Here is a 20,577-nt window from a genome sequence, read left to right on the forward strand (position 1 = left end):
ACCCACCGGGCGTAGGCGCGGCACAGAGGTCAGTCTTCCAGCACGAAGCGCCGCCACAGGGCGGCGATGGCCCGGTGGCCGGCAGCGGTCGGGTGGACGCCGTCGTCGGCCAGGGTGGCGGCGCCGACGGACGCCGCCTGCTTGTTCAACTCGATATCGGCCGGCACCAGGATCGCGCCGTACTCGACCGCGAGCTTGCGGACCACCTCGAGCTTCGGGTCCAGGTCCTCGCGCCATGTGTCCTGCCCGGCCTTCACCGGCAGCAGGAACGGCTCGATCAGGACGACCGGGCAGTCGAGCGGGTCGAGCAACGAGCGGTACGACGCCTCGAACGACTCGGGCGTGGTCGGATCGTCCTCGTCGTACCGTCGCCAGGTGTCGTTGATCCCGATCAGGATCGACACCAGCGACGGATCGTGGGCCAGCACGTCAGCGGACCAGCGCGCGGCCAGGTCGACCGCGCGGTTGCCGCTGATACCGGCGTTGACGATTGTCGGCCGGCGATCGCCGAGCTCGGCGTACAGGTCGCGGACGTAGCCGTCGCCGAGCCCGTCGGGGTCGGTACGGCGGCCGCAGTCGGTGACGGAGTCCCCGGCGAACACCACGGTCCGCCGGGGATCCAGGAGGATCGTGCTCACAGAGTCGCGGCCGTAACGTCCCAGTCGTCCGGCAGGATCGGCGCGACCTCGACCGTGCTCTTCACGTCGACGAACGCACCGGTGTCGATCGACTGCGTGATCGACCCCATCACGTCGACGATGTGGAAGGCCAGCGCGCCGGTCGCCCGGTGCGGCCGGTCGGAGCGGATCGCCCGCGCCATCTCCAGTACGCCGGTACCGCGCTGCGCGACCGCCTTGGTGTCCGCGATCGTCTCCCAGTCGTCCGCGTCCCGGCGGTGGATCTTGATCGCACCGTCGAACCCGTTCGGGTCCGGTACGGCGAGGGTCGCGTCCGAGCCGGTGATCTCGACGAACCCGGCCCGCGGCAACGGCGAGTCGAAGCTGAAGATGCTCTGCGACGACTGCCCCGACTCGAACTTCGCGATCGCGCTGACGTGGGTCGGCACCGTCACGTCGAAGTCCGTCCCGGCCAGCGGACCGGAACCGATGGTGCGCTTCTCGCGAGACTTCGAGCCGATCCCCGCGACCGCCGCGACCGGTCCGAACAGCTGGACCAGCGTGGTCAGGTAGTACGGGCCGATGTCCCAGAGCGGGCCCGCGCCCTCCTGGAACAGGAACGCCGGGTTCGGGTGCCAGGACTCCGGGCCGGGCGACTGCATCAGCGTCAGCGCGGTGAGCGGCGTACCGATGTCACCGCGCTCGATGATGCGCCGCGACTCCTGCAGACCCGGGCCGAGGATCGTGTCCGGCGCGCAGCCGAGGCGGACGCCGGCGTCCTGGGCCGTGGCCAGCAGCTTGAGGCCGCTGTCCTGGTCCAGTGAGAACGGCTTCTCGCTCCAGACATGCTTGCCTGCGGCAACTGCTGCCAGGGCGACCTCGACGTGCGCGATCGGGATGGTCAGGTTGACCACGATCTCGACGTCCGGGTGGCTCAGGACGGCCTCGGGGCCGCCGTGGGCCTCGATCCCGTACTCCTCGGCCTTCGCCTTGGCGGCCTCCGGCCGGATGTCGCCGATGGCGAGCACCTTCAGGTCCGGGAAGCTCTGCATGCTTTTGATGTAGGCGTCGGAGATGACTCCAGCGCCGATCACACCTACGCCGACAGCACTCATTCAGGTGCGCCCTCTCCGGTCAGGAACGTGTGGCTGCCCTCGACCGCGTCGAAGATCTCGCCGGTGAAGTCGTCCAGCTCGACCACGCGGAGCGCGTTCGGTGCCGCGGCCAGGATGTCCCGGACCGGGATGCTGCCGTCGCCGACCGCGACCTGGGCCTTGTTGTTCAGCGTCCCGTCGCCGTCCTTGACGTGGATCGCCTTGACCCGGTCGCCGAACTTCCCCAGCAGCGCGACCACGTCGGCGCCACCGACGAAGGCCCAGTAGGTGTCGACCTCGAGGATCACGTCGTCGGACAGGTTGTCGACCAGGATCTCCAGGCCGTGCACGCCGTCGATCTTCGACTCGAGCTCGAACTGGTGGTTGTGGTAGCCGACCGTGATGCCGTGGTCGGCGGCCTCCTTCGCGGCCTCGTTCAGGCCCTGCGCGATCTCCTTGATCCCGTCCGCGGACTGCCAGCGGGCCGGGTCCGTGTGCGGGTCGATGACGGTGCTGATGCCGAGCCGCTGGGCGGCGGCGTAGATCGGCGCGCTGTCGTCACGCAGCAGGCCCGCGTGCGTGGTGGGCGCCGACAGACCGTGCTTGGGCAGCGCGTCGGCGAGCCGGTCCGCGAAGCTGGTGACACCGAAGGGCTCGACCTTCGTGTAACCGATCTCCGCGATCCGGGCCAGGGTGGCGTCGAAGTCTTCCTCGAGCTTGCCCCGGACCGTGTACAACTGGAGGGACAAGTTGTCCACTGCGACCATGGTTTCTCCTTGTTCGCCGGCGGCCCATCCGCTGCCCTGGGATGCCCACCGACTCGTAAGCCGAACCGGTTAAGTTACGACGGCAACCGTATCCCACCCACCTCTTCCCCCACCAGCCTCTTCCCAACCACTGGGCGGTCACCAGGCCCTGGAAAAGGTTTGATCAAACGGTCACTTTGTGTGCTCAGCTGGTGACAGTGGGTTCGAATCGGCGCACACTGAGGGATTCCGGACCGACCGTCAGCGGTCCGGCCGCCCGTGAGGAGTTGTTTGCTGTGCCCCGTGTGACCATCAAGGAGATCGCCCGGCGCTGTGGGGTCTCCCAAGGTGCCGTGTCGTACGCCTTGAACAACCAGCCAGGCGTCTCCGAAGCCACCCGCGCGCGGGTGCTGAAGGTAGCCGCCGAGATGGAGTGGGTGCCCAACCGGGCTGCCCGCCAGCTGTCCGCGGCCCGGAGCGAGACCTTCGGTCTCGTGCTCGCCCGCACCGCGCAGACCCTGATCGAAGAGCCGTACTTCATGGGCTTCGTCGGCGGCGTCGAGTCGGTGCTGTCCGAGAAGTCCTACGCGCTGGCCCTCCAGGTCGTGGCCGACCTGGACGAGGAGCTGGCGACGTACCGGAAATGGGCCGCGGAACGCCGGGTCGACGGTGTGATCGTGGTCGACCTGCGCGTCGGTGACCCGCGCATCCCGTTGCTGCGCAAGCTGTCCCTGCCGGCTGTGCTCGTCGGCGACCCGGCCCTCGCGGACGGCATGCCGTGCGTGTGGACCGACGGTACGGCGGCCATGAACGCGGCGCTCGACCACGTCGCGTCCCTCGGCCACCGCGACGTCGCCCGCGTCGCCGGACCGCCGGAGTACGGCGATGTGTGGATCCGGGACCGCGCGTTCGAGGTCGCCACCCGCCGGCTCGACCTGACCGGCCAGGTCCGCCACACCGATTTCTCCGCCGTCGAAGGGGTGGCCGCGACGCGCGAGCTGCTCGGCAACGGCGCGCGGCCGACCGCGATCATCTACGACAACGACCTGATGGCCGTCGCCGGTCTCGCCGTCGTGCAGGGCCAGGGGTTGCGCACCCCGGACGACATCACGCTGGTCGCGTGGGACGACTCGACGCTGTGCCGCATCACCCACCCGGCGCTGACCGCCATGAGCCACAACATCGTCGGGTACGGCGCCGAGGTGACACACCGCCTGCTCGATCTCCTCAACGGAGCTCAGCCGCAGGCGCACCTCTACTCCACTCCGCTGCTGATCATCCGCGACAGCTCAGGACCGCCGCCCGGTTAGCAACCGGTTAGCAAGCGGTCACCGTGACCGGCACGCCGTTCACCGCGGCGGTGCCGGCCACGGTGTCGGTCAGCTCGGTGTCGGTGAGGTCGTTGGCGCTCGGCCCCGGTACCTCGTTCGCGACGGACAGCCGCGCACCCGGCCGGCCGTGCCCGAAGCCGTGCGGCAGGCTGACCACCCCCGGCATAATGTCGTTGCTCGCGGCAACTTCCACCGCGATCGAGCCGGCGGCCGACGTGACGCTGACGAGTTGCCCGTCGGTCAGCGACCGTTTCGCCAGGTCGTCCGGGTTCATCAGCAGGTGGTGCCGGGGCTTGCCCTTCACCAGTCGCGCGGAGTTGTGCATCCAGGAGTTGTTGTTCCGCAGGTGCCGGCGGCCGATCAGGAGCAGCTCGTCGGGCGAGACCAGAGCCAGCGCGTCGAGCCGGGGCAGGTCGTCCAGGATCATCCGCTGGGCCAGGTCGATCCGCTTCGACTTGTGGTGCAGTGCTCGCGGCAGCGCCGGTTGCAGCGGACCGAGGTCGAGCCCGCCGGGCGTACGCCGTACCTTCGCCAGCGACAGGCGATAGGGGCCGATCCGCAGGCCCACGTCGACGATCCGCTTCGGCGACAGGCGGAGCCGGGCCATCACTTCGAGCCTGCGCCGACTCCAGGGAGTACGCCGTACCAGGGCCAGCCCGAGGTCGCGGAAGATCTCCCAGTCGTGCCGGGCCTCGGCCGGCTTCGGGAGTACTGCGTCGTTCCAGCGCGCGGTGTTCCGGACGGCGAGCTGGTGGAAGATCACGTCGTAGTGATCGCGTTCCAGCGGCGGAGCGGGCGGCAGGATCACGTCCGCGTGCCGGGTCGTCTCGTTGATGTACGGGTCGATCGCGACCATGAAGTCGAGCGTCCCGAGCGCCTCGTCGAGTTTGCGGCCGTTCGGCGTCGAGAGCACCGGGTTGCCCGCGACTGTCACCATTGCCCGGATCTGCCCCTCGCCCGGCGTCAGGATCTCCTCCGCCATCGTGGCGACCGGCAGCTCGCCGCCGAACTCCGGCAGACCACGCACGCGGCTCTTCCACACCCCGAGATGCCCGCGGCCCAGGCCGGCCAGCGCGTTCACCGCCGGCCGCGGGAACATCGTGCCGCCCGGCCGGTCGAGGTTCCCGGTGATGATGTTGAGCACCTGGATTGCCCACTGGCAGACCGCGCCGAACTGCTGCGTCGACACCCCGACCCGCCCGTAACAGGCCGCTCGCTCGGCAGTCCCGAACTCACCAGCGATCCGCCGGATCACGTCCGCGGCGATGCCGGTGACCGCGGCCGCCCGCTCCGGCGTCCAGTCCTCCACTGCAGCCTCGACCGCCGCGAACCCGTCGACGTACGCCGCCGGCCGCGCGTGCCCGTCCGCGATCACCTGATGAATCAGCGCGAGCAGGAACGCGGCGTCCGTCCCCGGGCGGACGAAGTGGTGCTCATCCACGACCGCCGCCGTCTCGGTCCGCCGCGGATCGATGAGGACGACGCGGCCGCCGCGCTTGCGCAGGTCCTTCAACCGCCGTCCGAAGCCGGGCGCGGTCATCATGCTCCCGTTCGACGCCAGCGGGTTCGCGCCCAGCATCAGCAGGTACGACGTCCGGTCGATGTCCGGTACGGCGACCATCAACTGGTGCCCGTACAACAGGTACGACGCGAGCATGTGCGGGAGCTGGTCGATCGACGTCGCGCTGAACCGGTTCCGCGTCCGCAGTTGCCGGACCATCGTCGGCATGTGGGTGAGCGCGCCGAGGCTGTGCACGTTCGGGTTCCCGAGGTAGACGCCGACTGCATTCTTCCCGTGCTCGCGCTGGACCGCGGCCAGCTTGTCGACCACCAGCTCGTACGCCGCGTCCCAGCCGAGTTGCTCCCAGCCGTCGGCGGTTCGCCGTACCGGAGTCGTCAGCCGGTCCGGGTCGTCCTGGAGGTCGCGGAGCGCGACGGCCTTCGGGCAGATATGACCGCGGGACAGCGGGTCGGACTCGTCGCCGCGGATGTCGGTGACCCGCCCGTCCTCGACGGTGACGAGCACGCCGCAGATCGCTTCACAAAGGTTGCAGGACGTCCGTCGTACGGTCATCCACTCAAACTACCCTCGGGTAGCCGGGCCGGTCACTACTCGAAGCGTGCCTCGTCGAGGCGGCCGAGAATGGCGTCGACCGTCTCGCCGACCGAGAGGTCGGAGTTGTCCAGCCACAGCCCCCGGCGCGGGCTGAACGCGTGCAGCTCGTAGTCGAGCTCGTCGACCAGATGGTGCGCACCACCGATCCGGCCGGAGATCACCTCGGGCCGTGGCGTCAGCACGACGAGGTACCGCGGCCGGGTCCGGATACCGTCCAGGAACTCGCGCAGCAGTTCGCCGATCACGACGTCCTGCAGGACCACGGTGAAACCGGCCTTCGCGTACTCGTCCGCGGACAGGCAGGCGAGCCGGTACCGGAGCTGGAGCTGCTGCTGGGCCTCGAGCACGTCGTCGGCCATCGAGGCCTGTCCGCTGACGATCATCCGGCGAAAAACATCGCCGCGAAGATGCACGCCGTACTGAAATCTTTCGGCCAGTAACTGGGACACCGACGACTTCCCCGACGCCATGATTCCACTGACGACGATCACCCCCTCGGACTCCATGTTGGTGATCGTGCCACGTGGCGCGGGGTTTTAGGCGGCCTGCGGCGATTCTTCTCCGAAAAGCTCGCTTTGCAAGGACTTTTCAGGCCATTAACGTCTCAACGTGCGCGCGCATCAGCTGCCGTAAGCGGGCCGGTGTGGTGCGTTCCGGCTGGATGGTCGCGTGCAGTGCCAGCCCGTCGAGCAAGGCGTGCAACCGCTCGGCCTCGCGCCGTACGTCGAGACCCGCTTTCAGCAGCCCTTCTTCGGCCAGTGAAAGGAGCAGCCGCTCGCACAATGTCCGGAGGTCGTTGTGCACGGTGTCGACGTGTTCGCGCAAGCTCGCGGCGCCGGTCTCGGCCTGTGCCTGCGCCATGAACGCCATCCAGATGTCGAACTCCGCCCGCCGCTCCGCGTCCAGCGGCAGCACCTCCTCGAGGTACCGCAGCACGATCGCCGTCGCGGTGCCCTTCGGCTCCAGCGCATCGATCCGCGCGGAGACTCGGCGGGTGACCAGATCCATCGCGAAACCGAGCAGCCCGTCCTGGTCCGGGAAGTAGTACCGGACGGCGCCCGCGGACCAGCCGGCCTCGGCGGCAATGGTCCGGACCGAGGCGGCCCGGATCCCGTCCCGGCGGACCACCCGCCAGAGCGCCTCGGCGATCTCCTCGCGGCGGGCGGCGTGATCGACGATCTTCGGCATCTGCCCTTTTTAGCACGTCCGTGTTACTGTCGTTTCACAACACAGTCGTACTAAAAAACCTCGGGAGGGTGAACCGCTGTGCTGCTCGCTGTGATCGCCGGGTGCGAGATCGGGTTCTGGGTGCTGCTCGCCGCGGGCATGGCGACGCGCTACCTGCTCAAGCTGCCGAAGGCCGGGCTGGTCCTGCTGGCCGCCGTACCGCTGGTCGATGTGGTGATGCTGGTCGCCAGCATTCTCGACATCCACCGCGGCGGCGAGCCGGCCTTCAAGCACTCGCTCGCCGCGATCTTCATCGGCGTCAGCGTCGGCTTCGGTCACCAGACGCTGAAGTGGGCGGACAAGTGGGCCGCGCACTACCTCGGCGGTGCGCCGCGGCCGGTCAAGCCGCCGAAGAAGGGCCCGGAGCGGGCGCGCCTGGAGCGAGCCGGCTGGTACCGGCACCTGCTCTCCTATGTGGTCGGGGTCGGCATCATGATCGGCCTCGGCCTGCTGTCCGGCCGGGGGTACGACGCCGCGCTCGGGCCGGCGTGGACGTGGACGATCGTGCTCGTGATCGATGCGATCGTGTCGTTCAGCTACTCCTTCGGTGGCGACTCGGACCGGGACGAGGCGGCGCGGGAGAAGCAGTCCGCCTGAGCTCTCGTCGTACATTGCGGAAATGACGACGACGGGGCGGAGTTGGGCGGCGCTGACCGCGCTGGTGGTCGCGGCGGGGCTCGTGGTGCAGTTGCTGGTCACGGCGCACTCGAGCGACGGGTTCTACCAGGAGAACCCGGAGCGGGTGCTCAATGTGTTCGCCTACTTCACGATCCAGTCGAACCTGCTGCTCGGCGGGACCGCCCTGGTCCTGGCCTTGCGTCCGAACCGGAACGACCCGGTCTTCAAGACCCTTCGCCTCAACGGCGTGCTCTGTATCGCGGTGACGGGCATCGTCTACCACGCAGTGCTCGCCCGGGACGCCGACTTCCACGGCTGGGGTGAGGTGGCGAACTTCCTGCTGCACACGGCGGCGCCGGTCGTCGGTGTGCTCGGGTGGCTGCTGTTCGGCCCGCGCGGGCTGACCGACTGGCGGATCGTCGGCTGGTCGATCGTGTTCCCGCTGCTCTGGCTGGTGTTCACCCTGGTCCGGGGCGCGTTCGTCGGCTTCTACCCGTACCCGTTCGTGGACGTCGGCGCGCATGGGTACGGACGGGTGCTGCTGAACTGTCTGCTGGTGGCGGTACTGTTCCTGGCTCTGGCGGCGGGGGCTACCGCGCTCGACCGCCGGATCCATCGGAAGGCCACCGTCGAAAGGTAAGACCTGTGCTCGTGACCTCGCGCTCGTACGCCGAGTACGAAGCGATGTTCGACCTGAAGGAACTCCCCGACTCGGTGCTCGACTCGTGCGCGGGTGGCGCGAGCTTCACCGCCGAGGCCGCCGCCCGCGGCGTGGACGCGATCGCCGTCGACCCGGCGTACGAGCTGGAGCCCGCCGAGCTGGTGGACACCGTCCGGCGCAGCCTGCCGGCCACCTCGGGGATCGTCGACGAGCACCAGGGCAGTTTCGTCTGGCACTGGTACGGGTCGCCGCAGCGCAAGGACGAGTACCGGATCGAGGCCGCGGACCGGTTCCTGCAGGACATCGAGATCGCACCGGAGCGGTACATCGCCGCCGGCCTGCCGGAGCTCCCGTTCGGGGACCGGCGGTTCGAGCTCGTGCTCTGCTCGCACCTGCTCTTCACCTGGGCCGACAAGTACGACCAGGAGTGGCACGCGGCGGCGCTGCGCGAGCTGATCCGGGTCAGCAACCACGAGGTCCGGGTCTTCCCGCTGGTGATGCAGGGGGCGGGTGACCCGATCCCGTGGCTCCCCGAGCTGCTGGAGTCCCTCGAAGGCGTCACCTCCGAGATCCGCAAGGTCCCCTACGAGTTCCAGGCCGGCGCCAACGAGATGCTCGTCGTCACCCGCACCTGACGTGGGGTGCCGGGCAGGTGGTGGGAGGACGGTCTCTACCACCACCCACCCGGCGGGTGGGGGTCAGCGGAGGTAACGGCCACAGACGGGCCACGGGGAGGCGCCGCGCTGCGCGTACAGCTTCTTCGCGCGCATCAGCTGCTCGGCGGCCGACGCCTTGGCCGGGTTGCCGGAGCCGCCGACGCTGCGCCAGGTCTGCAGGTCGAACTGGAACAGCCCGTAGTAGCCGGCCGGGTTGACGGCGCGCGGGTTGCCGCTGGACTCGCAGTTGGCGACCTTGGCCCAGGCGCCGCTCAGGTTGGTCTTGCCGCTGCTCGCCTTGCGCTCGCCGGACGGTGCCCGGTCCTCGGAGCGGCTGGACCGGACCTTGCGCTCGTGCTTGTGGACCTTGCGGGTCTCGACCTTCTTCACGGTGTGCTTCGGCGCGGGAGCGGCGGTCTTCTTCACGCCGTCCAGCGTCAGCGTCTGCCCGATCAGGATCAGGTCGGGGTCCTTCAGGTGGTTGATCTTCGCCAGCTCGTGCCAGTTGGCACCGTTCGCCTGGGCGATCTCGGACAGGGTGTCGCCGGGCTTGACCACGTAGTCCGTGGCCATGGCCGCACCGGCTCCGGCGGCGGTGATCCCCGCTCCCAGACCGGCGATCGAGAGGGTCCGGACCACCCGGCGGGTACTTCGCCGGGTGCGCGCATGTCGGGCTTTGGACATCGGGAAAGCGCTCCTTGTGAGCTCGGGCATGGTGGAACGCACCGTGCAGGGGGAGGGGCACCCGGACACGTCGAACCAGGTCACAGGACAGCGTCCGAATGGTCACGCCACGGTAACGACGCGACCTGAGTTATCCTGCGCGAGGTTGGCGAGAATGGCAAGACCCCTTCGCGATCTGCCCCGAACTTTTCTCTTTCCTGACGTTCCGAAAGGCCTGCTACTGAACGGTTTCCGCTGGTTCGAGTGCATTCCGGCCCGGGTGTCCGGCGCTGGGACCGATCGGTTTCTCAGCGCCGGAAATAGCGTTCCGGGACCAGCTCGACGGTCAGCTTCCGGATCAGTTCCCGGGTATCCTCGGGCCACGCCTCCCAGGCCTCCTGCGCCCACCTGAGCAGGGCGGATTCGACCGCGTCGACACCGCCCGCGTGCAGTACGTCGTACGCCGTCAGCGAGCCGACCGTGGCGGGTGGGGTCAGTTGCGGCCAGTCGTCGTACGAATTCGCCATGATGCCGTGGGCGGTGCGGACGTCGAGGTTTCCGGAACCGCGTTCGAAATACATGTAGAGGCCGTTCAGCGCGAACACCGGGCCGATCCGCGGGGCACCGGGTTTGACGTGCTGGGCGCCGTACGCGTCGATGCGCAGCTGGTGCAGGTACCCCAGCCGGGCGGCGTGCTCGACCTCGAAGCCGAGCAGCTCGCCGGACACCGCAGCGCACGCCGGGGACGCGTTGTACTTCGGCGCCTCGGGCCAGTCGGAGGCGGGCAGCAGGGCTCCGCAGCCGGGGCAGGGGGATTCATGCGTGCCATCCGGTGACTTCACTCGTTGATGGAAGCACGGGCACCGCCGTCCGGCAGCTGGTTTTCGACTGGTTCTCGGCATCTCGCGCGGTGGCCGGCAGATGAGGCGACCTTGATGGGGGCAAGACCGGTGATCCGAGTGGCTCTCGGCCATCGCGGCACGTTGGTGCGTGGTGCACTGGCCGCGGTGCTGGCAGGCGAGAACGACCTGGATGTGGTGGCAGAGCTGGACCGCTCGGAGGATGTCCTGCACGTGGCCGGTCGGCGGCCACATGTCGTGCTGCTGGATGCGCAGCTGCCTGGGCGCATCCGGATCGAGGAGCTCTGCCGGAAGCTGACCGGCCGGGGCGTGCTGGTGCTGATCGACCACGAGTCGATCGCAGCGACCAGTCTGGCGCTGGTGAAGCAGGCACCGCGGATCGGGTTGATGGCTACCGACGCGACGACCGACCAGCTGGTACAGGCGGTTCGGGATGTCGCGAAGGGGCTGCCGGTGGTCGACGTACGGCTGGCGGTGGCTGCGCTGAAGGCTGGCGACAATCCGTTGACCGATCGCGAGTGCGAGGTGCTGCGGCAGGTGACCACCGGCGCTACCGCGCAGGAGGTGGCTCGGACGCTCAGCTTGAGTGCGGGGACCGTTCGGAACTACCTGTCGCGGATTCTTGCGAAGACCGGTTCGCGGAGCCGGATCGAGGCGATTCGGAAGGCTCAGGACGCCGGCTGGATCTGATGGCCTGTCGTTCGAGTGCCTGTCGCTTGACTGCCTGTCGTTTGAGTGCCTGGTAGCCAGCTGCCGTGCAGGTCGCGGTACATGCGCGACGTGCGCATCAGACTGGCGTGCGTGCCGAGCGCGGCCCGGTTACCGTCCAGGACCAGGATGCGGCGAGCGCGGCGTGCGGAGCTGATGCGGTGCGCGATGACGATCAGCGTGCCGCCGCGCTGGGCGAACGCCTCCTCGGCTCGGCGTTCCGCTTCGGGGTCGAGGAAGCAGGTGGCCTCGTCGAGGACCGCCAGGGGCGCGGGCGAGAGGTACGCACGAACCAGCGCGATCAGCTGCTTCTCGCCGGCGGATAGCTCGGCCAGCCTGATCTCGGCGTCGAGCCCGCCGATGCGGTTGATGAGCTTGCCGGCACCGACAGCCTCGACCGCTTCGCCGAGTTGTCTGCTTGTTGCGTTAGGCAACAAATAGGCGAGGTTGTCGCGCACCGTGCCGCTGAAGACGTAGGCCTCTTGGGGAATCAGGACGCGGGTTGCGGTGAGCTTGTCGATGGTCAGCTCGGTCGGTGGTACGCCGCCCAGCAGGAGGTGGCCGCCGGTTGGCGAGAGCATGCCGCAGATCAGGCCGGCCAGCGTGGACTTGCCGATACCGCTCGGGCCGACGACGGCGAGGTGTTCGCCCTCGGGGATGGTGAGCTCGAGGTTGTCGAGCACTGGTTCGGCTTTGGGGCCGTAGGCGAAGGTCAGGCCGCGCAGGTTGAGCTGGTAGCCGCGGGTGTCCTCGACCTGTCCGGTGTGTGGGGTGAAGTGTGACGCATCCAGGATCCGGCCGAGCGTGATCACGTACCGCAGGCCGCTGTCGCCCAGCGCGCCCATCACCGCGCTCAGCGCCGGCTGCAACCCCATCAGCACGTAGGTGAGTCCACCGAGCAGCGTGCCTGTGCTGACCCCTCGGTGCACCAGCCACGGCCCGGTGGCCAGCAGGATCAGCAATGGGAGCCAGCCACCGACCGCGAAGCACAGCGTTCGCAGCGCAGCCACCTTCGCCAACGCGCGCTCGGCCGCGGCGTGCGCCTCGACCGGTGTGCCGACCAGCCACTCGGCGTACTCCTCGGTGCCCGTCGCCGTCACGTCCCGCACCCCGCCGAACACCATCCCGGCCGACGCGGCCAGCTCCTCGTCCGCCTTCAACGACGCCCGCACCCGGTCGGCCGCCATCCCCAGCACCGCCAGCGACAACGCGAACCCGACGAGGAACGGCGGTACGACGAACGCCGCCACCAACGGCGCGAGCGACAACAACCCGCTCAGTACGCCGAACAACGTGACCGCGAAGCTCCGCAGTACCAGGACCAGCCCGGCGAACGTGTCGCGCACGATCTCGACCTGCCGGTTCACCCGCGCTACGGCGCCGTCGTCCCCGGTCCGCAGCGCACCGCCGACAACTCGCCGGACCAGATCGTCACGCATTGGCTCGACGAGGTCGCCCAGCCGTCCGTACACCTGCCGGGCGCCCGCTGCGCCCAAGCAGGCTGTGACGATCAGGCCGCCCAGCCAGGCGATCCCGCGCCACGCGTGACCCGCCAGGAAGCTGTCCGTGGCCCGCGCCACCGCCACGCCGTAGATCGCCGTCGGCAGGATCTCCGGCACGGACCATGCGATCAACCTGACCGTGGCCCGTTTCCGTAACGCGGCAGCGCCGTACGCCAGCTCTCGTTTCATCCGAAGATTTCTCGGTAGGACGTGTGGTGCCAGAGGTCTTCGTGCGGGGCGACGGCGCGGACCCGGCCGTGGTCCAGCCAGATGACGAGGTCGGCGCGGGCGGCGGTGGCCGGGCGGTGGGTGACGATCAGGCGGGTGCGGTGGTGGCGGTCCTCGGTGAGGGTGCGGCTGATCTGGTGCTCGGTCGCGGTGTCGAGGCTGGAGGTCGCGTCGTCGAGGACCAGGAGCCGGTTCGCGGACCAGGCTCTGGCCAGACCGAGGCGTTGCCGTTCACCGCCGGACATCGGTGCCTTGCGCAACGAAGTGAGGTAGCCCTCGGGGAGGCGGCTGACGAAGTCGTGCGCATGCGTCGCGCGGGCCGCGGCCAGGGTGCGGACCGGGCTGACGGCGTCGGGATCGATGGCCTCGCCGACGGTCCGGCCGACCAGTTGCGGACGTTCGAACGCGCATCCGACCGCGCTGCGGAGCGCGCGCCGGCTGACGGCCTGGAGTGGTACGCCGTCCAGCGAGACCTGACCGATCGACGGGTCGCGCAGCCGCGCCGCCACCGCGGCGAGGACGGACTTGCCGGCGCCGCTCGGGCCGACCACGGCAACAGTCGCACCGCCGGGCAGGTCGAGATTCACGTTGTCCAGCAGGACGTTCCCGTCGGCGACCACGCTGACGCCGTCGAAGGTCAGGTGGCCCGGTCCGATCGGGAGCTGGAGCGTGCCGTGCGGGACCGGGTCGATCGCGATCACCTCGGCGGAGCGCTGGACGCCGGCCTTCGCGCGGGCGAGCTCGCCCAGGACGCCGGTCAGGTTGCCGAGGCCGGCGCCGAGGACGGCGTACTGCGAGGCGGCGAACAGCTCGCCGGCGGTGAGGTGTCCGTGGACCAACTGGAGACCGCCAACCGCCAGTACGGCGACCAGGACGAGCGGGCCGACGACGGCTGCCTGGGCGCCGGAGCGGGCCAGGATCCGCCAGGTCACGACGCCGTGGCGATGCAGGTCGGGGAGGAAGGCGAGGATGCGGCGCTCCTCGCGTTCCGTCGTACCGGCCGAAGTGATCGTGCGGATGCCGGACAGCGACTCGGAGAGCAGACCGGCGATCCGGCCCTGGGTCTCCTGGTAGGCGAGGCTGACGTCGGCGGTGCGGCGGGCGAACGTCCAGAGCACGAGGACGACGAGGAGTACGCCGGCGAAGAACGCGACAGCGAGCCACAGGTCGATGACTGCGAGCAGGACGAGACTGCCTACCGGCGGCGCGATCGCCGCGACGGCCGTGACGGCGGCTGGTCCGGCCTGGGCCGCGTCGGTCGCGTTGGCGGAGACGCGGGTGACGAGGTCGCCGGTCTCGAAGTCCTTCGTGCCGTTGGCGCCGCCGCGGACGACATGGTGAACCAGTCGATGCCTTAGCCAGGCAGTGGTCTCGGCGACGCAGGCGGCGCCGGCGAACGCGTCGACGATGCTGGCGGCGACGCCGAGGGCGATGAGCGCGGCGGCGGTGATCAGCCAGCGGGTGTAGTCGTTGCCGGCCACGATCGCGTCGACGGAACGGCCGAGGATCGTGGGCAGGGCGAGCGTCACGCCGCTGCCGATCAGGGCATTGACGCCGATGAGTGGCAGCCATCCCCGCCCACGCTTCGCGACCTCACCAAAGGTGATCACGGCCGGAGGCCTGTCTGGTCGGCGAGGAAGGCCAGCATGTCGGCGGCGAGGCTGACTCCTCCGGTGGTGTGGCCGGCGTCAGGCTCGTGTCTGAGCAGGACCGGGCGATCGCTCGCCGTGGCGTGCTGGAGGGCGGCACAGAACTTCCGCGCGTGCAGCGGATCCACGCGGGTGTCGTTGCCGAAGGCAGTGAGCAGAACGGCGGGGTATTTCACACCCTCTTGAACGCGGTGATAGGGCGAATAGCTGCTCAGCACCTCGAAATCGTCCGGATTTGCCGCAGATCCGAACTCGGCGACCCATCGTTCGCCGAGGCCGGAGAGCTCGTAGCGGACCATGTCCGTGAGGGGCGCAGAGCAAACTGCGGCGGCGAAGAGCTCGGGGCGCTGGGTGAGTGCGGCGGCGACCAGTAGGCCGCCGTTCGACTCGCCGCAGAGCGCGAGTTGGTCCGAGGTCGTCCAGCCTTCGGCGATCAGGTGTTCGGCGGCGGCGATGAAGTCGTCGAACACCTGCTGCTTGTGCTCGCGGATGCCGGCGCGGTGCGAGGTCTCGCCCTGTTCGCCGCCGCCACGGACCGACGCGGTCACGAAGAGGCCGCCGGCCTGGACCCAGGCGAGCGCGAACGCGGAGTACGTCGGGGTGAGGGTCTGCCCGAAACCGCCGTACCCGTAGAGGATCGTAGGCCCTTGGGCATTGGGCTTCCCGACGATGCGCAGCTCGAGCTCGGCGCCGTCGGTCGAGGTGTAGCTCTCGACGCGGGTCTCTACGTCAGTTGCGGCGGTCGTCTGCTGGGCGCTCGCCTGTCCGGTGGTGGCGTCGTAGGTGTAGACCGTTGGCGGTGTGATCGTGTCGGTGTAGCTGAACCAGGCCTGGGTGCCACCGTCGCCGGTCAGCGAGCCAACCGAGCCTGGGAACTCCAGGGTCTTCAGCTGTCGGCCGGTCTCGCGGTCATGGACCGTGATCTTGTTGGCGGTGCCAACGAGTACGACGTCGTCGAGGATCGCTAGGCCGGTCAGCGGGCCGTCCGGGCGGACGTAGTCACGCCAGACCCGCGGCCGCTCCGGATCGCCGATGCAGATCCGGCCGGTGGGCGCGTCGCGAGTGGTGACGACGTACAGGCGGCCATCGCGACCGACCGACATGATCGTGGTCGTGTCTTCGCCTTGCTGGACCGGCGTGGGCGGCTCGCCCGTCGCCAGGTCCGCGAGCCAGAGATCGTTCGCCCCGCCGCGTGCCGCGGAGATCGTCAGCCAGCGGCCGTCCGCGCTGAGCTCGAGACCGTACGTCGCCGCGACCGGCATGATCGTGGCGTCATCAGGGTCGCCGAGCGTGTGGCGTCGTACCTGACGAAAACGCACGTAGTAGAAGGCCGTCCCGTCGGGCGTCCAGGCGACGGGGGAGTAGCGGCAGCCGTCGATCGGGCCGTCGATGACCAGACCGGTCGCGACGTCGAGGACGGAGAGCACGGACTGCTCGTCGCCACCGCGCGAGGTCTGGAAGGCGAGCTTGCTGCCGTCCGGAGACGGCTGCCACCCGTCGAGCACGGGCACGTCGAGCAGAGGGCTGTCGTCCACGTAGAGCGTGGCGTGCTGCTCGTGGGACGCGCGGCGGAGCGTGAAGCAGCGACCGCCGCGCCAGACCGGTGTCGACGTACTGCCGACGGCCGAGAGCTGCCGCACGGTGTTCTTCAGCCGGAAGCGGCTGGTCAGCGAGCCGGCGTACGCCAGCCAGTGGTGGTCCTGGTCCTGCAACCACCGCGTCGTCTCCGGGGCCGAGGCGTCCTCGAGCCAGCGGTAGGGATCCGCGACGGTACGACCGTGCACCTGCTCCACGAGCGACGAGCGCTCGGCGCATGGAAAGGACTGCACGGGGGTTCCTCCTTCCTCAGCCTGAGCCCCGGCGACCGAGACGAGTCGGTCACCGGGCCCGAAATGCAGGTACGGCCCTGGGTGGGTATGCCGCCCACCCAGGGCCAAACCTGGCTATGCAGTGACCGCAGCTGCCGATCAGTGGCAGAGCAGCAGGCTCAGGTTGCTCGGGGTCTGCGACGCGCAGCCCAGCACGGTCAGCGTGGAGCCGCCGTGGTGGTGGCCGCCGTGGCCGTAACCCGGGGTCTCGAGACCCTGAAGGTCGAGAAGTGCCATGTTTTACACCTCCTTCGGTGCAGATCGTCGGGATGGGGACTCGGACCACTGGGGAGGTCCGAGGAACGGGAGGGAGACCGGCGCGTCGTGCAGCGCGGTTCCCAGGGCCAGCAGGACGCCGGCCGATCCGGTGGCCAGGTCCATCGAGAGCCGGAGCAGCTGGTTGCCGGGGTACGCGAGGCCGCCTTGGTACGGCATCGCGTGCCAGCCGAGGCCGTGCACCAGGTCGTCGACCGTTGCCTGGTCCTCGCCGAGTGTCGCGGCGGTGAGGAGCAGGCCGGCGCGGCCCATGAACAGGCCGGGCTGGACGTAGTAGGAGCAGTGCGTGACCCGCTTGAGCTCTTGCAGCGTGGCGGCGAGCTCTTCGGACGGACGGTGACGCAGGTACCGCTCGAGGACGAGCGCGACGCCGGCCGAGCCCTCTTCGAGGTACGGCAAAGTCCGCCAGCCCTGGTTGACCTGGCGCATGCCATCGTCGGTGACGATGGTCCGCTTGAGGTCCTGTCGGAGCGCGACCTCGGCTAGATCGAGCAGACCGGTGTCGCCGAGCTGCTCGAACGCGGCGATGAACAGGAGCGCGGGGCCGGCGGATCCGTACATCAGACCGGCTCGGGCGTGCTGGCCGCCGCTGATCTCCGGGACGTCGGTGGCGAGCCGGTCTGCGACGAGGTCGAGGACGCGGACTGCCTTGGCCCGGAGGCTTGGCTCGGTGTCGAAATGCAGGAGGTTGAGACCGATGCCGGCGAGGCCTGAGTGCAGGCCGAGCTCACGGGCGCTCCAGTCGTCGGTCAGCGTGTGCTCGACCACGTCGAGGGCGTCCTGGCGGTAGCCGAGCTCGTCGAGGACATGCGCGACGCCGTGGAGGCCGTCGTACAGACCCGGGCCGGCCTCGGTGGTCAGCGCATGCCACCGCAGCCAGTCGTCGTACTCCGGGACGCGTCCGGCGCCGGTCGTCGCGAGCGTGTAGAGGACTCCGGCCGCTCCGGTGGCGAGATCGATGCCGCCGGCATTGCGGAACTGCGCGATGTCGCCGGGGAACAGGCGGTCGTCGCGGTCGGGGGTCGCGCTGGCCTTGATGGACTTGGTGAGCGCTTCACGCAGCTCGGGCCAGGCGGCCGCACCGGGAAGGGCGAGGTCGACCATCTCGGGGTCGTGGTTCTGGTCCGGTCCGACGATGGTTCGCACGGCCGCGTCCAGGGTGGCCCGCGGGACCGGGAACGTGTCGGCGATCAGATCGGCGAGCTGGAACGCCTTGCCGGGATGGAGATTCAGCAGGATCGTTGCCTGCGGCGCATAGACGCCGAGCGCGATACAGGCCAGCGCGTAACGGTCGACATCGACGCCCTGCCGGTCGTGCGGAGCGGCGTACCCCGGGTGGGCGAGCGTCGAGCGGGCCTGGTCCTCGGCCTTGGTCGCGACCTCGAAGTCGATCAGGGTCAGCTTGCCGTTGGCGTCGAGCAGCAGATTGTCCGGATGCAGGTCGCAGAAGACGACGCCACGGTCGTGCAGCTTGCCGACCGCCTCGGCGATCTGGGTGATCATCGCGGCGGCCCACTCGGCGTACTCCGCCTTGTCGGCCTCGGTCGCGTCCGGGTGGGTCAGCGGATATCGGCGTACGAGCTCGCGTTGCAGCGACACCGAGTCGATGTGTTCCTGGACGAGGAAGTGGTGGTCGCCGAGCTGCAGGTAGTCATGCGTCTTCGGTACGACGTCCAGGCCGTCGAGCTGCTGCAGGATGTCGCGCTCGTGGGCGATCCGCGCGACCGCGTCCCGGCCGGCCATGTCGAGACCGGCGTACGGGCGGCCCTCCTTGAGGACGACCCGCTCGCCGGTGTCGTTGTGGTGGCCGAGGTACACGCCGCCGCCGTTCGAGAACTGGATGACGCCGTCGATCGTGTACGCGAGGTCGTTGGTGGTGACCGCGTTGCGGGCGTCGAGGTGCGGCTGCAGGAAGTCCGGCAGCGTGATCCACGGCGGCGTCGCGAAGGTCGGGCCGCGGTGGTCCGGGACAAGGTTGCCGTGGGCATCCTCGATGGCGAGGACGCGTTCGCCGGCCGCGTTGAGGCAGTAGCGGCTGACGAAGGCGCCGTACCGGGTGAACAGCGGGCCGTGGCCGTAGCGCAGGTCGCTCAGGATGTACGGGCCGTCGACGCCGTCGAGGATCTCGTTGAGCTCCTTGAGCACGAGCTCGAGCTGCGCCTCGTCGGTCGGGTAGATCGTCACCAACTTGCCGCTCGACCCGCGCGGCGCGGCCTTCGAGTTAACCATCACCAGGACGGGCTCGTTCCGGAGGAACTTGAACGCGATCCCGCGCGGGACGCAGTACTCCCACACGGCCTCGAGCGTCCGCTCGACATCCGCGAGCCGCGCCGACACGTGGATCTTCCAGCCCTGGTCGGGCAGCTGGAGATCTGCCGGCGCATAGTGCATCCACGTCTCGCCGGCCACGTGCTGCCAACCCGCGGGCAGCTCGCGCGCCGCGATTGCGAAGTCTGGGTGCTCGGCACCGCGGTTGGCCGGCGTCTCGTAGAAGAAACGATCCGCCAAGCAATAAAACTCGTAACTCTCCATGACTGTCCGACCCCCTTCCGTGGTGCCCCGAACATCTTGAGCCCCCCGAACAGCCCCGCGTAGTGCACGATGTCATCACCCTGATGTGAAGAACCCACACACTACGAGTGAGTAACTAAACACTCTTCGTCACGAGATCGCGCGCTTCGAGCGTGAATCCGCCCGTTACAACATGTCAATCCGCGTCAAGACGATCACAACGCGTAACTTCCGATCGGGTTGCTCGTGCTGAGCCTCAGCGGAACGTCTGCCGATAGGTGTGCGGCGGTACGCCGACCACGCGGTGGAAGTGCCGGCGCAGGGTGGTCGCGGTGCCGAGGCCGGTGCTCCGGGCGATCGCTTCGATGCCGGTATCGGTTGCCTCAAGCAACTGTTGGGCCCGGCGCACGCGCTGGACGAGCAACCACTGCAGCGGCGTCTGGCCGGTCGTCGCGTTGAACAAGCGGGTCAGGTGCCGCGGACTCGTCCCGGCTCGGCGAGCCAGATCGGTGACTGTCAGGGGCTGGTCGAGCCGTTGCTGAGCCCACTCCAGGACTGCGGCGAGCGGATGCCCGCCGGCGGCCTGAACGGGCTTGGTCACGAACTGCGCCTGACCACCGGCTCGGTGCGGTGGTACGACGAGTCGCCGCGCCACGGTGTTCGCGACCACCGCACCGTGGTCGAGCTGGACGAGATGCAGGCACAGGTCGACCGCCGCGGCCTTGCCCGCCGAGGTCAGCACGCTGCCGTTGTCGGTATAGAGCACGTCGGGGTCGACCTCGGCATCGGGGAAGCGGGCACTGAGCTCGTCGGTGTGCGCCCAATGCGTTGTGGCTCTCCGCCCTTTCAGCAGTCCTGCAGCTCCCAAGGTGAACGCGCCTGTGCACAAGGAGGCGATTCGAGCGCCGGAGGCATGGGCCGCTCGGACTGCATCAACGAGCTCGGGTACCGGCGGCTCGTCGACGTCGACACAGGCCGGCACGATCACCGTGTCCGCCTGCGCGAGCCGGTCGAGGCCTGCGTCCGGCTGGGCGGTGAACGGCCCGACCCGTACCGGTTCGGGTCCGCACAGCATCACGTCGTACCAGTCGGTGATGCCGGCGGGCGGGTTGCCGAAGATCTCGTACGCGACACCGAGCTCGAAGTGGAGCAGGTGTCCGGCGGTGGCGATCGCGACCGTGCGCATGTCCGAAAGTGTATGCATGGTGTCGTTCCAGACACTCACTCTCGCGGCTGTGCGACCCGG

Annotated in this window: 19 protein-coding genes; 5 read left to right on the forward strand and 14 right to left on the reverse strand. The window is 69.2% G+C overall.

Translation table 11 applies throughout. The features are described from left to right. Positions 1-29: 29 nt before the first annotated feature. The 3 genes from AB0E69_RS01565 to AB0E69_RS01575 are packed head-to-tail and all read right to left on the reverse strand — an operon-like array spanning position 30 to position 2,478. Complete coding sequence (locus AB0E69_RS01565; protein ID WP_360137776.1) at positions 30-638, reverse strand: SGNH/GDSL hydrolase family protein; 609 nt, start codon at positions 636-638, stop codon at positions 30-32. Beyond that, the gene (locus AB0E69_RS01570; RefSeq protein WP_360137779.1) at positions 635-1,732 is read right to left on the reverse strand and encodes a Gfo/Idh/MocA family oxidoreductase; all 1,098 of its coding nucleotides are present in this window, start codon (positions 1,730-1,732) and stop codon (positions 635-637) included. Before AB0E69_RS01570 ends, AB0E69_RS01565 begins: the two co-directional genes overlap by 4 nt. Beyond that, complete coding sequence (locus tag AB0E69_RS01575) at positions 1,729-2,478, reverse strand: sugar phosphate isomerase/epimerase (protein WP_360137782.1); 750 nt, start codon at positions 2,476-2,478, stop codon at positions 1,729-1,731. Before AB0E69_RS01575 ends, AB0E69_RS01570 begins: the two co-directional genes overlap by 4 nt. 275 nt (positions 2,479-2,753) lie before the next feature. Between AB0E69_RS01575 and AB0E69_RS01580 the strand changes: the two genes are divergently transcribed. Beyond that, on the forward strand, positions 2,754-3,767 hold the full coding sequence (locus AB0E69_RS01580) for a LacI family DNA-binding transcriptional regulator (protein WP_360137785.1): 1,014 nt from the start codon (positions 2,754-2,756) through the stop codon (positions 3,765-3,767). Positions 3,768-3,774: 7 nt separating this feature from the next. Here the strand turns inward: AB0E69_RS01580 and AB0E69_RS01585 are convergent, their stop codons facing one another. The 3 genes from AB0E69_RS01585 to AB0E69_RS01595 form a co-directional block, all read right to left on the reverse strand. Next, a complete protein-coding gene (locus AB0E69_RS01585; protein WP_360137788.1) occupies positions 3,775-5,862 on the reverse strand; it encodes a molybdopterin-dependent oxidoreductase in 2,088 nt (695 codons plus the stop codon). A gap of 35 nt (positions 5,863-5,897) precedes the next feature. Then, positions 5,898-6,410: an AAA family ATPase gene (locus tag AB0E69_RS01590; protein ID WP_360137791.1), complete on the reverse strand. Its 513-nt coding sequence runs from the start codon at positions 6,408-6,410 to the stop codon at positions 5,898-5,900. Between the two features lie 82 nt (positions 6,411-6,492). Further along, the gene (locus tag AB0E69_RS01595) at positions 6,493-7,092 is read right to left on the reverse strand and encodes a TetR family transcriptional regulator C-terminal domain-containing protein (protein ID WP_360137794.1); all 600 of its coding nucleotides are present in this window, start codon (positions 7,090-7,092) and stop codon (positions 6,493-6,495) included. A gap of 78 nt (positions 7,093-7,170) precedes the next feature. Here AB0E69_RS01595 and AB0E69_RS01600 point away from each other — a divergent pair, with 78 nt between their 5' ends. The 3 genes from AB0E69_RS01600 to AB0E69_RS01610 are packed head-to-tail and all read left to right on the forward strand — an operon-like array spanning position 7,171 to position 9,045. Continuing rightward, positions 7,171-7,728: a 2TM domain-containing protein gene (locus AB0E69_RS01600; protein WP_360137797.1), complete on the forward strand. Its 558-nt coding sequence runs from the start codon at positions 7,171-7,173 to the stop codon at positions 7,726-7,728. Between the two features lie 22 nt (positions 7,729-7,750). Then, entirely contained in the window at positions 7,751-8,389 is a 639-nt protein-coding gene (locus AB0E69_RS01605) for a Pr6Pr family membrane protein (protein WP_360137800.1), read from the forward strand. A gap of 5 nt (positions 8,390-8,394) precedes the next feature. Then, entirely contained in the window at positions 8,395-9,045 is a 651-nt protein-coding gene (locus AB0E69_RS01610; RefSeq protein WP_360137803.1) for a hypothetical protein, read from the forward strand. Between the two features lie 63 nt (positions 9,046-9,108). On the opposite strand, the gene AB0E69_RS01615 is transcribed toward AB0E69_RS01610, so the two are convergent. Next, the gene (locus tag AB0E69_RS01615) at positions 9,109-9,750 is read right to left on the reverse strand and encodes a transglycosylase family protein (RefSeq protein WP_360137806.1); all 642 of its coding nucleotides are present in this window, start codon (positions 9,748-9,750) and stop codon (positions 9,109-9,111) included. A gap of 287 nt (positions 9,751-10,037) precedes the next feature. Continuing rightward, the gene (locus AB0E69_RS01620; protein WP_360137808.1) at positions 10,038-10,571 is read right to left on the reverse strand and encodes a DUF5946 family protein; all 534 of its coding nucleotides are present in this window, start codon (positions 10,569-10,571) and stop codon (positions 10,038-10,040) included. Positions 10,572-10,679: 108 nt separating this feature from the next. On the opposite strand from AB0E69_RS01620, the gene AB0E69_RS01625 reads away from it, so the two are divergent. After that, a complete protein-coding gene (locus AB0E69_RS01625; protein WP_360137811.1) occupies positions 10,680-11,279 on the forward strand; it encodes a response regulator transcription factor in 600 nt (199 codons plus the stop codon). Here AB0E69_RS01625 and AB0E69_RS01630 read toward each other — a convergent pair. From AB0E69_RS01630 to AB0E69_RS01655, 6 genes are all read right to left on the reverse strand, one after another. Further along, complete coding sequence (locus tag AB0E69_RS01630) at positions 11,258-12,988, reverse strand: ABC transporter ATP-binding protein (RefSeq protein ID WP_360137814.1); 1,731 nt, start codon at positions 12,986-12,988, stop codon at positions 11,258-11,260. The two genes, AB0E69_RS01625 and AB0E69_RS01630, sit on opposite strands and share 22 nt — an antisense overlap. Beyond that, a complete protein-coding gene (locus AB0E69_RS01635) occupies positions 12,985-14,637 on the reverse strand; it encodes an ABC transporter ATP-binding protein (RefSeq protein WP_360137817.1) in 1,653 nt (550 codons plus the stop codon). Before AB0E69_RS01635 ends, AB0E69_RS01630 begins: the two co-directional genes overlap by 4 nt. Further along, positions 14,634-16,505 carry a prolyl oligopeptidase family serine peptidase gene (locus AB0E69_RS01640; protein ID WP_360137820.1) on the reverse strand — a complete coding sequence of 624 codons (1,872 nt, stop codon included), beginning with the start codon at positions 16,503-16,505 and terminating at the stop codon, positions 14,634-14,636. Before AB0E69_RS01640 ends, AB0E69_RS01635 begins: the two co-directional genes overlap by 4 nt. A 138-nt stretch (positions 16,506-16,643) precedes the next feature. Next, complete coding sequence (locus AB0E69_RS01645; RefSeq protein ID WP_130387812.1) at positions 16,644-16,781, reverse strand: SapB/AmfS family lanthipeptide; 138 nt, start codon at positions 16,779-16,781, stop codon at positions 16,644-16,646. Between the two features lie 3 nt (positions 16,782-16,784). Next, on the reverse strand, positions 16,785-19,352 hold the full coding sequence (lanKC, locus tag AB0E69_RS01650; RefSeq protein WP_360137823.1) for a class III lanthionine synthetase LanKC: 2,568 nt from the start codon (positions 19,350-19,352) through the stop codon (positions 16,785-16,787). 235 nt (positions 19,353-19,587) lie between these two features. Continuing rightward, positions 19,588-20,517 carry a helix-turn-helix domain-containing protein gene (locus tag AB0E69_RS01655; protein WP_360137826.1) on the reverse strand — a complete coding sequence of 310 codons (930 nt, stop codon included), beginning with the start codon at positions 20,515-20,517 and terminating at the stop codon, positions 19,588-19,590. Between the last annotated feature and the right edge of the window lie 60 nt (positions 20,518-20,577).

Source organism: Kribbella sp. NPDC026611 (assembly GCF_040638345.1).
Taxonomy (GTDB): Bacteria; Actinomycetota; Actinomycetes; order Propionibacteriales; family Kribbellaceae; genus Kribbella.